General features: G+C 58.1%; 6 protein-coding genes. All 6 read left to right on the forward strand.

What is annotated here, in order from left to right:
* The first annotated feature begins 67 nt into the window (after nucleotides 1-67).
* The 6 genes from AC07VY_RS18450 to AC07VY_RS18475 all read left to right on the forward strand — a co-directional run bounded on the left by AC07VY_RS18450 (nucleotide 68) and on the right by AC07VY_RS18475 (nucleotide 13,132).
* Nucleotides 68-6,292, forward strand: a complete 6,225-nt coding sequence (locus tag AC07VY_RS18450; protein WP_495098728.1) for an AAA family ATPase — start codon at nucleotides 68-70, stop codon at nucleotides 6,290-6,292.
* On the forward strand, nucleotides 6,289-7,038 hold the full coding sequence (locus AC07VY_RS18455) for a substrate-binding periplasmic protein (RefSeq protein ID WP_495098729.1): 750 nt from the start codon (nucleotides 6,289-6,291) through the stop codon (nucleotides 7,036-7,038). The genes AC07VY_RS18450 and AC07VY_RS18455 overlap by 4 nt, the downstream gene beginning before the upstream one ends.
* 6 nt (nucleotides 7,039-7,044) lie before the next feature.
* On the forward strand, nucleotides 7,045-9,603 hold the full coding sequence (locus AC07VY_RS18460) for a PAS domain-containing hybrid sensor histidine kinase/response regulator (RefSeq protein WP_495098730.1): 2,559 nt from the start codon (nucleotides 7,045-7,047) through the stop codon (nucleotides 9,601-9,603).
* Between the two features lie 73 nt (nucleotides 9,604-9,676).
* A complete protein-coding gene (locus AC07VY_RS18465) occupies nucleotides 9,677-10,876 on the forward strand; it encodes an ATP-binding protein (RefSeq protein WP_495098731.1) in 1,200 nt (399 codons plus the stop codon).
* A complete protein-coding gene (locus AC07VY_RS18470) occupies nucleotides 10,873-11,319 on the forward strand; it encodes a response regulator (protein ID WP_495098732.1) in 447 nt (148 codons plus the stop codon). Before AC07VY_RS18465 ends, AC07VY_RS18470 begins: the two co-directional genes overlap by 4 nt.
* Nucleotides 11,320-11,323: 4 nt before the next feature.
* Nucleotides 11,324-13,132 (forward strand): two-component system response regulator, encoded by a 1,809-nt coding sequence (locus AC07VY_RS18475; RefSeq protein WP_495098733.1) that lies wholly within the window; start codon nucleotides 11,324-11,326, stop codon nucleotides 13,130-13,132.
* The last annotated feature ends 75 nt before the right edge of the window (nucleotides 13,133-13,207 follow it).

Genomic DNA, 13,207 nt, shown 5'->3' on the forward strand with positions numbered 1-13,207 from the left:
CGCTGCGCCCGTCATTCCGGACAAGATGCCGGTTGATTGGGATGACGCTTTTGTATTTCGGACCAATATGGCAATGGCTCTCCCTAGCACACCGTCAGACTGGAAAACCGAGATCGTACGATGCGATGCAGAGTTCGTGCTTTATAGAGTGCAACAGCCGGATATCGACGTAGCTAGGCTAGCGTTGACGCCGGCCGGTGATTCTCCGGCATTGGTGAGCCTTGGCCGTCTTGCCAATGAGTATGCGTTGAGAGAAGCGCTCGATCCGCAGTGGGCGGTTTGTCCTCTGGAGTTGATTCGCCGAGATGGGCATTCCTTTCTCATGTTGGAGGACCCTGGCGGGGAGCCGCTTGACGGCCTGCTCGGACAAGCGATGCAGCCGGGCCTGTTCCTGCGTGTTGCGAGCGGGCTGGCAACGGCGTTGGCGCGCTTGCATGCACGGGGAATTATTCATAAGGACATTAAGCCAGCCAATGTTCTAGTCGATGTGCGCGGTGGCGCGGTCCATCTGATGGGGTTTGGCATTGCTAGCCGTTTGCCTCGTGAGCGCCAGGTGTTGGCGTCCCCCGAGGATTTCGCCGGTACGCTGGCCTATATGGCGCCCGAACAGACTGGTCGTATGAACCGCTCTATCGACTCTCGCAGCGACCTTTATGCGCTGGGGGTCTCGTTCTACCAAATGCTGACCGGGGTGCTGCCGTTTAACGCCTCGGACCCGATGGCATGGTTTCATTGCCATCTCGCGCAGCAGGCAACGCCACCCGCCGAACGTGTGCACGGCATTCCCGAATTGTTGTCGGCCATAGTCATGAAACTGCTGGCCAAAACGGCCGAGGAGCGTTACCAGACCGCCGCCGGCCTGGAGGCCGACTTGCGTCGCTGCCTGGCGCAATGGGAGTTCTCGGCAGGGCTGGCCATCTTTCCGCTCGGGGCGCATGACGCCTCGGCCCAATTGCTGATCCCCGAGCAGTTGTACGGGCGAGAGGCCGAGATCGCGTTCCTGGCGGCAAGCTTCGAGCGGGTCGCTGCCAAAGGCATGCCTGAATTGGTGCTGGTGTCCGGCTATGCCGGCAGCGGCAAGTCAGCACTGGTTGGCGAGTTGCACCAGGTGCTGGTGCCTCGGCACGCCCTGTTCGCCACGGGCAAGTTTGAGCAATACCAGCGAGACGTCCCTTATGCGACGCTGGGCCAGGCTTGCAGCGCGCTGGTGCGACAGATTCTCGGCCAGAACGAAGCACAGGTGAGCCGGTGGCGTGACGCGCTGCAAATTGCACTTGGAGCGAATGGGCAATTGCTCACGATGCTGATTCCCGAGCTTGAATTTCTGGTCGGAAAACAGCCCGTAGCGAAAGAGCTTCCTCCGCAGGAGGCACTCAATCGTTTTCAAACCCTGCTGCGGCGCTTCCTCGGCGTGTTCGCGCAAACCGAACATCCGCTGGTGTTGTTCCTGGACGATTTGCAGTGGATAGATGCGTCGACGCTGGAGTTGCTGGAACACCTGCTCGCCGAGCCCGACATGCGCCACCTGCTGCTGATCGGAGCCTATCGGGACAGCGAAGTCGACGCCCTGCATCCGCTGATGCGCATGCGGGATGCGATGCGCCGCTCCAGATCGGTGGTCTTGCAGGAGATCGTGCTCGCGCCGCTGACCTTGGGCGACGTGGCGCAGCTGCTGGCCGACACCCTGCGCTGCGCGTCGGAGCATGTCTTGGGTCTGGCGGACCTGCTGCAAGAGAAGACCGGCGGCAATCCATTCTTCACGATCCAGTTCATTTCCGCGCTGGCCGAAGAGGGTTTGCTGGCATTTGAGCCGGACGCGGCCGCCTGGACCTGGAGCGTGGCGAGCATTCGAGCCAAGGACTTCACCGACAACGTCGTTGAGCTGATGGTCGGCAAGCTGTGCCGTCTGCCCGCCGTTGCCCAGGAAGCACTGAAACCCTTCGGCTGCCTCGGCAGCAGCGCCACGACCACCCACCTGAGCCTGATTAGCGGGATGTCGGAGGCGGAACTCCATGCCGCGCTGTGGGAAGCGGTTTGCGCCGGACTCGTGTTCCGCTCGGAAGGCGGCTATACCTTCCTCCATGACCGTATCCAGGAGGCTGCCTATTCACTAATTCCAGCGGGTGAGCGCGCGGCGCAACACCTGCGGATCGGCAGGCTGCTCGTGTCACACATGGCGCCGAGGGAGATTGAAGAGAAAATCTTCGAGATCGTGAACCAGTTCAACCGTGGCAGTGAGCTGATGACATTGCCAGGTGAGCGCGAGCAGGTCGCCGAACTCAACCTCGTCGCCGGCCAACGCGCCCAGGAAGCCACCGCGTATGCCGCCGCGCTGAAATACTTTGCGATGGGCCGCGCGCTATTGGCATCGGACAGCTGGGAGCAGCGCTACGTACTGAGCTTCGGGCTCGAATTCCATCGGGCCGTATGCGAATACCTGACCGGTGATCTGGCCGCTGCGGAAGTACGCCTGTCGATGCTGATAGGGTATGCCGCAAACCATGCCGACCTGGCTGCAGTCACCTGCGCCCTCGTGAACCTCTTCACCACCGTCGATCGCAGCGACCGCGCCGTCGAGGCTGGTCTCGACTACCTGCAGCGCGTCGGCGTGCAATGGCCGCCCCACCCCACCCGCGACGAAGTGCAACGGGAGTTCGAGCGCATCCAGCAGCGGCTTGGTCGGCGCGAGATCGAGGACTTGATCGCCTTGCCCCTGATGGGCGCCCCCGATTCGCGAGCAACCATGGACGTGCTTACGACTCTGTTGCCGCCTGCCTTGTTCACTGACGAGAACCTGCCTGGCATGGTCGTGGGTCGTATGGCCAACCTCAGCCTGGAGCACGGTCATAGCGATGGTTCGTGCCTGGGATATGCCTGGCTTGGCATGTTCCTTGGACCACGCTTCGGCGATTACGAAGGTGGATTCCGCTTTGGAAAATTGGGGCTGGATCTGGTGGACAAGGGCGGGCTGGACCGTTTCAAGGCTCGCGTGTATGTGCATTTCGGAAATATCGTCAATCCGTGGACACGACCGTTTCAGACCGGCGGCGCGTGGGTACGGCGCGCCTTCGATGTCGCCAACGAAAATGGTGACCTGACCTTTGCGTTGTATAGCTGCAACCACTTGGTGACCAACCTGCTTGCCACTGGTGAGCCCTTGGGCAACATACAGCGCGAGGCCGAGAATGGGCTGGATTTTGCACGCAAGGCGCGCTTCGGACTGGTGGCCGATATCCTGACCGGGCAGCTGCAGTTGATTCGAACTTTGCGCGGTGTGACGTCCGGCTTCACCTCCTGGGAGGATGCTGGACTCGACGAGCAAGCATTTGAACGACGTCTGGAGCAGGACCCGCACCTGGCTATCGCCGCATGCTGGTATTGGATCCGCAAATTGCAGGCGCGGTTTTTTGCCGGCGACCATGCCAGTGCCATGACCGCGGCAGCGAAGGCGCAGCGCCTGCTATGGACCTCGCCCTCGCACATCGAGATGGCCGAATACCATTTTTACGGCGCACTCGCGCATGCGGCGCAGTACGACCAAGCAAGCGCCGAGCAGCGCAGCCAGCACTGCTCGGCATTGGCCAGTCATCTCCGGCAGCTGGAGGAATGGGCGCAAAACTGCCCAGAGAATTTTAGCAACCGTGCGGCACTGGTCGCTGCCGAGATCGCCCGTATCGAAGGCCGCGAACTCGATGCGATGCGCCTGTACGAGAAGGCCATCCAATCGGCCCGCGAGAACGGCTTCACACACAACGAAGGGCTGGCTTTCGAGCTCGCGTCCGAGTTTTACCGAACGCACGGGTTTGCGCCCTTTGCCACGACCTATCTACGGCAGGCACGTGACTGCTATAGCCGCTGGGGTGCCGATGGCAAGGTGCGGCAGCTCGACGAACGCTATCCACAACTGCGCGCCCAGGCGGAGAGCGTGTCCGGCATGCCGCTCGATGGCCTTACACAACTGGATCTGCTGTCGGTCACCAAGGCATCGCAAGCCATCTCCGGCCAGATCGTGCTCGACGAATTGGTCGAGACCCTCATGCGCATCCTGCTCGAAAATGCCGGTGCCCAGACTGGTTGCCTGCTGCTCTTACGCGATGACGAGCTGACCCTTGCCGCCAACGCCAGCGTCGACCGACAGACGGTGGTGGTGCATCTGCATGACGCGGGGGGGCAAATGCATCCCCCTCTGCCCTCAAGCGTCCTGAACTACGTCCGCCGCAGTCGGGAACAGGTGCTTCTCATGGATGCGGCCGAACCGCATCCTTATGCGACGGACCCCTATTTTTTGCAGGGGTGCCACAAGTCCGTGCTGTGCCTGCCCATCCTGCGCCAGTTCGCGCTGGTCGGCCTGCTGTACCTGGAGAACAACCTTGCCACCCACGCCTTCCCCCCTGGCCGGGTTAAGGTACTGGAACTGTTGGCGAGCCAGGCCGCCATTTCACTCGAAAACGCCCTTCTCTTCACCGCCTTGCAAAAGGAGAACAGCGAGCGCAAGCGAGCGGAGGCAGCGCTGCGCGAGAGAAATTCGCGCATCCGGCGCCTGGTCGAATCCAACATCATTGGTGTCTTCTTTTTTGATATGCAGGGCGGTATCGCCGAGGCGAACGACGCTTTCCTGCATATCGTGGGATACGACCGCGACGAGCTGCTGTCCGGGTCAATGCAGTGGACTACCCTCACGCCACCGGCATACCGCGCACTCGATGCGCAGAAGGCGGCGGAGCTGCGCAGAACCGGCGCTTGCTCACCGTATGAAAAGGAATATCTGCATAAGGACGGGCGCCTCATCCCTGTGCTGATCGGCGCCACTCTCTTCGAAGACTCACAAGAACACGGTGTCGCCTTCGTGCTCAACCTGACCGAGCGCAAGCAAGCCGAGGTGGAACGCACCGCCCGCAAGAACGCCGAGGCCGCCAACGCCGCCAAGGGCATTTTCCTGGCCAACATGAGCCATGAACTGCGCACACCGCTCAATGGCATTCTGGGCTATGCACAGATACTGCAGCGGGACAAGACGCTGGACGCATCACATATCTCGGCACTGAACGTGATTCAGCAAAGCGGCGACCACCTGTTGACTCTCATTAACGACATCCTGGATTTCTCCAAGGTCGAAGCCGGTAAGCTGGACCTCAATCTGACCGAGATGTCTCTCATCCGGTTTTTGCGCGTGATCGCGGAGATGATCTCGGTAAGGGCGGCGCAGAAGAACCTGAACTTCCGTTGCGATCTGGCCCCTGGCTTGCCTGCGTGGGTCAGGGCCGACGAAAAGCGGCTGCGCCAGATCCTGCTCAATCTTCTATCGAATGCGGTCAAGTTCACCGATAGCGGGGTAGTCAGCTTGTACGTAAGCCTGACGACAGCGGGCCAGATCCGTTTCGAGACACGCGACAGCGGTATCGGCATCGATAGCGCGCAACTGGACACGATCTTCGTGCCGTTCGAGCAAACCGGCGACATGGGGCGCCGGACCAGCGGCACCGGCCTCGGTCTGGCCATCAGTCGTCAACTGGTGCGCTTGATGGGGGGCGAGATCCAGGTCGAGAGCCGGGTCGGCGCAGGCAGTGTATTTTGGTTCGAACTGGACTTGCCGGCGGTCGAGTCAAAAGCAGAAGTCGCCGATCAGCCGGAGATCGCCGGCTACCTGGGGCAGCGCAAAAAAATACTGGTGGTGGATGATATTGCCGAGAATCGGACTTTGGTGGTCGACATGCTGGGCCAGTTTGACTTCGAGACCGCAGAGGCCGCGAACGGTGCGGACGGACTGGAAAAAGCGCACGCGCTAAAGCCCGACCTGATCCTGATGGACCTCGTCATGCCTGGCATGGACGGACTGGAGGCAATGCGCCGGCTGCGTGAACAACCAGAATTCAAGGATGTGCCGATCATCGCGCTTTCAGCCAGCGCTTCCCCCAGTGATCAGCAGGAAAGTTTGGCGGCTGGTGCGAACGCATTTTTATCGAAGCCGATTGACTATCGACGCCTGCTGGCGGAAATCGCCGCTCTGTTGGACCTGAGCCTGGTCTACGAGGTGAAACAGCCTGCTCCGGCATCGAACAATACAAACCTCGATCTGCTGATCGCACCGCCAGCGGACAAGATCGAAGACCTGTATCGCCTGGCTCGGCAGGGAAACATGCAAGATATTCTGCAATGGGCAAGCCGTTTGGACGCTCTCGACGAGCGGTATAGGCCGTTCACCAGTCAATTGCGGATATTGGCCAATGGATACCAGTCCAAGGCGATCCTGAGTTTTGTAAAGAAGCATCGGAAAGGCATGGTGGGCATATGAACCTGAAGACCATACCCGTGGCAGGGATCATTTTTTTTCTATTTGGAATATGTTCGACTGCATTCGCGCAGTTGCCTCTTCGAATTGCCCGGATTGAAAACATCCCGGATCAATTCGTGGGCGGAGAAATACTAAAAGTCGTGTACAGCCGCCTGAATATGCCAATCGAGCTGGTTGACCTGCCGGCGAAAAGAGCGTTGATGGAGTCCAGCGCAGGGCGACTGGATGGTGAAGTTCAAAGAAACATCATGGTTCAAACGCAATACCCGACCCTGGTAATGGTACGGCCGGCACTCAACTATATTGAGCCGTCCGTATTCTCTAAGAATGAGCGGTTTGAGGTGAAAGGATGGGACTCTATAAAACCCTTCAATATCGGAATCGTGCGTGGCGTCGGCACCTCTGAAGACGGCACCCAAGGGATGAAGTCCGTGCAAGCTGTCAACACCCTTGATCAACTGATGTTGATGCTGGCACAGGATAGGGTGGACGTTGCGGTTTCCGATTCATTCAGCGGGCTGGCGGCCGTGAAAAGGTTGGGGCTAAAGGATCGGATCAGGCTACTGACACCGCCCTTGCAGAAGAACGAGATCTATCATTTTTTGCACGAAAAGCATCGCGACCTGATTCCCAAGGTTGAACAGGTTCTCAGCGAGATGCAGTCCAGCGGCGAGCTGGAACGGCTGCGCAAGCAAATTGTCGAAAACTATCTTGCGAAACTGGATGGTTCCATCCCGGGAAAGTGACCAGCCATGGAGCACTTGCCGGACAAGGCAATTGAAAACCGTTCCATAACACGGCGCTTGGCGGCGACCCTAGTCGCCACCGTTCTCATCGTGTCGGCCGTCGCCGTCGCCGCCATGCACTATGTCGTATCGCAGGCAGCGACAAAAGCCCTGGAGCAACGGGCGGACGAAACACTTGCCTATCTTGTGGGCACTCTTTCCGTACCGCTGTGGACGGTTGATGACGATGGAATAAAGACCATCGGCTTGGCAATCTCGCGTGATGAGTCGATTGTTCGGCTGATCATCCGGAATCGATCGGGCGCAGAAATTTACAGTATCGACAAACAAGAAGGCGGCGGCCGAATAAACAGGTCTGCCCCAATATTTCACAAGCAAGGAAACCAGGAAATCCAGGCCGGTGAAGTCGCTGTTTCTCTGACACAAACAATCAACAAGGAAAGCAATCGGCAACTGCTTTTTTTCTCGACAGGCATCATTTTCCTGATTCTGATTTCGGTTGTGCTCGTGGCGGTTATTTTTATCCGCATATCGTTGCGTAAGCCCTTGAATAGCCTCAATGAGATTGCGAACCGTTTTGCCGCTGGTGCATACGACCCGTCAGGCCATGTCGTTCCATATGTGGAATTTCAACCCTTTGGTACGGCATTGGATCAAATGGCAAGCAAGATAAAGGGGCAAATCGGGACGATTCGGGAGGCTGAGGCCCGGTATCGGAATATCTTTGAAAACGCCCTGGAAGGTATCTATCAAACTTCGCTTGAAGGGCGTTTCCTGCATGCCAATCCGGCAATGGCAAAAATCCTGGGATATGACTCGCTCGGTGAATTGGAGGCGAGCACGCTAAACATTCCCCATCAGATTTACCTGCATTCCGAGGATCGCGACAAGGTACTTGCGCTGCTTCTTGAGCAAGGTGCTGTCACCAGATATGAAATTCAATTTCACCGCCGCGACGGACAGATTATTTGGGTTTCTACCAACGCCCGCATGGTGCGTGACGAAGCGAATCTTCCGCTTTTCATTGAGGGATTTCTCACTGATATCAGCGAACACAAAAGGGCCGAGGAAGAAATTCACAAACTCAATCAGGAACTCGAACAACGCGTTTCGGACCGCACCGCACAACTGGAACTGGCGAACAAGGAATTGGAGGCTTTTGCTTATGCAGCGGAAGCCGCCAATCAGGCCAAGAGCACCTTCCTGGCCAACATGAGCCACGAATTGCGTACGCCCCTGAATGGCATTTTGGGCTATGCGCAGATACTGCTGCGGGACAAGACCCTGAGCGAGCGCGAGTCCTCCGGACTGAACTTGATCCAGAAGAGCGGCGAACATTTGTTGACGCTGATCAACGACATCCTGGATTTTGCCAAGATTGAAGCCGGCAAGCTCGAACTCTACGTGACGGACATTCAGTTCCACACCTTCTTGCGTGTCATCACCGGGATGATCGAAGTCAAGGCCGCGCAAAAGAACCTGGACTTCGGTTGCGACCTGGCACCGGACTTGCCCGCCTGGGTGCGGGCCGACGAAAAGCGTTTGCGTCAGGTTTTGCTGAATTTGTTGTCCAATGCCGTCAAGTTCACCGACCGTGGCTCCGTGCGCCTGGCTGTGAGCAGCCCGGCCCCCGGGCGCTTCCGGTTCGACGTGCAGGACAGCGGGGTGGGCATCGGCGCCGATCAATTGGAGGCGATCTTCAAACCGTTCGAGCAGGCGGGCGACCTGCAGCACCGCATCGGCGGCACCGGCCTGGGCTTGGCGATCAGCCGCCAGTTCCTCAAGTTGATGGGTAGCGACGTGCAGGTCCAGAGCCGGGTCGGCGAGGGCAGTACGTTCTGGTTCGAGGTGGACTTGCAGGTCATCGCGTCGAAAGGCGGTGTGGCTCACGAGCCGGGGCCTATGGGTTACGCGGGCACGCGCAAAAGAATACTGGTGGTGGACGATGTGGCCGACAACCGGGCAGTGGCGATCGACATGTTGAGCCAGCTCGGCTTCGAGACTGGCGCGGCGGTCAGCGGCATGGACGCACTGGAGAAAGCACAGGCCTTACGGCCGGACCTGATTCTGATGGACCTGGTCATGCCCGGCATGGACGGGTTGGAGACGACGCGCCGCCTGCGCCAGCTACCGGACTTCGAGGTTGCGCCCATCATCATGCTCTCGGCCAGCGCTTCGGTCAGCGACCAGGAGCAAAGCCGCCAGGCCGGCGCCAATGCATTTTTGGTGAAGCCGATCGAGTACGAACGCCTGATGGCACAGATCGGCCGTCTCCTGCGCCTGGATCTGACCTACGAGCCAACACAGGGGCTACCAGTTTCGGGCGATGGGGGGACTGGTGTGTTCATCCTGCCGCCGCAGCAGGAGATCGATAACCTGTATCAGCTGGCGCGCCTGGGGAACATGCAGGACATCTTGCACTGGGCAGACCATCTGGACGACCTGGACGAGCGCTATCGCCCCTTTACCAATCAACTGCGCCTGCTCGCCAAGGGCTACCAGTCCAAGGCTATCCTGAACCTGGCAAAGTACTGCCTTAACAGCAGTGAATCCATTTTCAAGTAACTGCGCTTATTGCAAATGAAGAGCATAAGCCTATACTTTTTCCGTCGATATTTATTTTTATAACGGATCCGTTATGAACACCAGCACGGGTTCCAGGGGGTCAAGCCCCAACATCCTCATCGTGGATGACACACCGGTTAACGTGGCCGTGCTGGCGGAACACCTCGTCAGCCATGGTTTTTCGGTAATGGTCGCCCAGGATGGTGAAGAAGGGATCGAGCGCGCGCAGTTCGCACCGCCGGACTTGATTTTGCTGGATGTGATGATGCCGGGCATCGGCGGTTTCGAAACCTGCCGCAAGTTGAAATCGCTTGCCGTCACGAAAGATATCCCTGTCATTTTCATGACTGCCCTGTCCGACATCGGTGACAAGATCGGTGCCTACAAGCTCGGGGGCGTCGACTACGTGACCAAGCCGTTTCATGCGGAGGAGGTGCTGGCGCGCATCAACACGCACCTGAGCTTGCAGGCCATGCAGCGGCAACTGCTGGCGCAGAACCAGCAATTGCAGCAGGAAATAGCGGTACGCCAAAAAGCCGAAATGGTGTTGGCACAGCGCTCGCAGGAGTTGGCGCGCTCGAACGCGGAACTCGAACAGTTGGCCTACGTGGCGTCGCATGATCTGCAGGAGCCGTTGCGCATGGTGACGAGCTATGTGCAACTGCTGGAACAGCGCTATGGAGGCAAGCTGGATGCCGAAGCGCATGAATTCATCGGGTTTTCTGTTGACGGGGTCAAGCGCATGCAGGCCTTGATTGACGATTTGCTGACCTATTCGCGGGTTGGCACTAAGGCTAAACCCTTGCAGGCGACCGATTGCGATGCGGTGCTGAAAACAGTCCTGCAGTCCCTCCGCATAGCCATCGAGGAGAGCGGTGCGCAGATCCAGTGTGCCGTAATGCCGGTGGTACAGGGGGACCCCGCGCAACTGACGCAGTTGTTTCAGAATCTGCTTGCCAACGCGATTAAGTTTCGCGGCTCGCAAGCGCCGCAGATAGAGATCCGGGTTGAACCGGAGAATGACTTCTGGCGCTTCGAGGTGAAGGACAATGGCATCGGCATTGCGCCGGAATATTTTGCTCGGATCTTCGTGATGTTCCAGCGTCTGCACAATCGCAGCCGTTACCCGGGCACCGGGATTGGGCTGGCGATCTGCAAGAAGATTGTAGAGAGGCACGGTGGACGCATCTGGGTCGATTCGGAGCCCGGACAGGGTGCGACATTCAAATTCACTTTGTCACAGGTGCCACAGACAACAGGAGAGGCATCATGAATGGAATACTACAGGTGCGCCCGATCGAAATCCTGATGGTGGAGGACAACCCGGGCGATGTCCGCCTGACCCAGGAAGCACTGAAAGATGCGAAGGTATCGAACACGCTGCGAGTGGTGGAGGACGGAGCGGCCGCGCTCGACTACCTGCATCAACGTGGTGAGCATATCAACGCCCCTCGTCCCGACCTGATTTTGTTGGACTTGAACCTGCCAAAGAAAAATGGCCGGGAAGTGCTGGAAGAAATCAAGGAGGATGAAAGTCTAAAGACGATACCGGTAGTCATCCTGACCACCTCGCAGGCTGAAGAGGACGTGGTGCGTGCGTACAGCCTGCATGCGAACTGCTATATCACCAAGCCGGTCGACTTCACGCAGTTCGCCAAGATCGTGCGAACTATTGAGGATTTCTGGCTTAGCATCGTGACACTACCGCCAAGGTAACGCGATGAGCACTAGTCCCACCAAAATTTTATTGATTGAGGACAACCCCGGCGATGCGCGGTTGATCGAGTGCATGCTCGAGCAGCTGCAAGAGCCAGCGTATATATTGACCTGGGTTGGCAATCTGACCGATGGAATAACGCATCTGCAGACCCAGCCGACGGATGTTCTGCTGTTGGACCTGGGCTTACCAGAAAGCAGTGGATTGGCCACGTTGCGAGCAGTGTTGGAGCGCTTCCCGGCCGTTCCCGCCTTGATCGTACTGAGCGGCTTGAGCGATGAGGATATTGCCGTTCAGGCAGTGCAGTCCGGTGCGCAGGACTATCTGGTAAAGGGGCATGTCGACGCCGCTTTGTTGGTGCGCGCCATACGTTATTCCATGGAGCGCAGCCAGGCCAAGCAGGCACTGCGCCAGGCCAATGATGATCTGGAGCGCCGGGTGCTGGAACGCACCGCCGAATTGGCCGCCACGATTGACGCCCTTCATACCGAGATCTCGGAGCGTCAGCAAGCCGAAGAGCGCATCCGATATATGGCGCACCACGATGCATTAACTGGGTTGCCCAACCGCGAGCTGTTGGAGGATCGCCTCACGCAGGCGATCGCCTATGCGCATCGAAATCGCTCGCAGGTGGCGGTTCTCTTTGTTGGGCTGAACTATTTCAAATACATCAATGATTCACTAGGGCATAAGAGCGGTGACTATTTCCTGCAGTTGGTCGCAGCTCGCTTGAAAGAATGCTTGCGCGAAGGCGACAGTTTGGCGCGCGCTGGCGGCGCTGAGTATGCGTTATGTCTTCCTTTGTTAACGGGGGCAGGCGATGCCGCATCCGCGGCACAAAGGGTGCTGGATGTCTTGGGTCAAACTGTCTTTGTGGATGGCAATGAATTGCATGCGAGTGCCAGTATCGGCATCAGTTTGTATCCGGGTGATGGCATGGATGTTCATAATTTGATGCGTGCCGCCGACACGGCCATGAACCATGCCAAGGTGCGAGGTCGAGGGAATTACGAGTTTTTCACACCCGCGCTCAACCAAGCCGCACAGCAGCGCTTGGCGCTGGAACACCAATTGCGGCAGGCCTTGACGAAAGGCGAGTTTGTGATGCACTACCAGCCTCAGGTAGACATGGTCAGCGGTGCCATCCTTTCGTGTGAGGCTTTGTTGCGCTGGCACCGCCCGGGAACTGAGCCGGTTTCGTGTCCAGATTTCATTTGGATTGCCGAAGAAACAGACTTGATCCTGCCTCTTGGCGAATGGATATTGCGCGAGGCCTGCCGTCAGCTCAAGCAATGGCAGGATGCGGGTCATCCGCAACTGCGCGTGGCGGTCAATTTGTCCGCACGCCAGTTTTACCAGCCACGCTTCTGCGAACGGATTGCGGCGATTCTTGAGGAAACCGGCCTGAGCGCTTCCAGCCTTGAATTGGAGATTACCGAGAGTCTTTTGCTGCAGCGCAGCGATGACGTTCTCGATATTCTCAATCGGCTCTGTCAAATGGACATACAACTGACGTTGGACGACTTCGGAACCGGCTATTCCAGCCTGGCGTATCTGCAGCGCTTTCCAATTCAGGTGTTGAAAATTGACCAATCCTTTGTGCGCGGGATCGGCCAGGACCGCAACGCCACTGCGCTGGTTTCCGCGATTATTGCCATGGCCGATGGCCTGGATCTGAAGGTCGTGGCGGAGGGCGTCGAAATGATGCAGCAGATCGATTTCCTGCTATCCCGAGGCTGTACCGACGCGCAAGGTTTTTATTTCAGCAAAGCGGTAGCGGCAGATGCGTTTATCGGGCTGTTGAACCGATAACATGGTTGACATCCGCGTCAGGATGGGGGCGGGGCCAATCGAGACCGGCAGCAACACCAGGTGGTACAGTTATGC

Source organism: Rhodoferax sp. GW821-FHT02C08, assembly GCF_059421805.1.

Bases quoted from the DNA above. Each gene is read 5' to 3' on its own strand.
- AC07VY_RS18450 (WP_495098728.1), top strand. From the start codon at position 68: ATGGCAATGGCTCTCCCTAGCACACCGTCAGACTGGAAAACCGAGATC.
- AC07VY_RS18460 (WP_495098730.1), top strand. From the start codon at position 7,045: ATGGAGCACTTGCCGGACAAGGCAATTGAAAACCGTTCCATAACACGG.
- AC07VY_RS18455 (WP_495098729.1), top strand. From the start codon at position 6,289: ATGAACCTGAAGACCATACCCGTGGCAGGGATCATTTTTTTTCTATTT.
- AC07VY_RS18465 (WP_495098731.1), top strand. From the start codon at position 9,677: ATGAACACCAGCACGGGTTCCAGGGGGTCAAGCCCCAACATCCTCATC.
- AC07VY_RS18475 (WP_495098733.1), top strand. From the start codon at position 11,324: ATGAGCACTAGTCCCACCAAAATTTTATTGATTGAGGACAACCCCGGC.
- AC07VY_RS18470 (WP_495098732.1), top strand. From the start codon at position 10,873: ATGAATGGAATACTACAGGTGCGCCCGATCGAAATCCTGATGGTGGAG.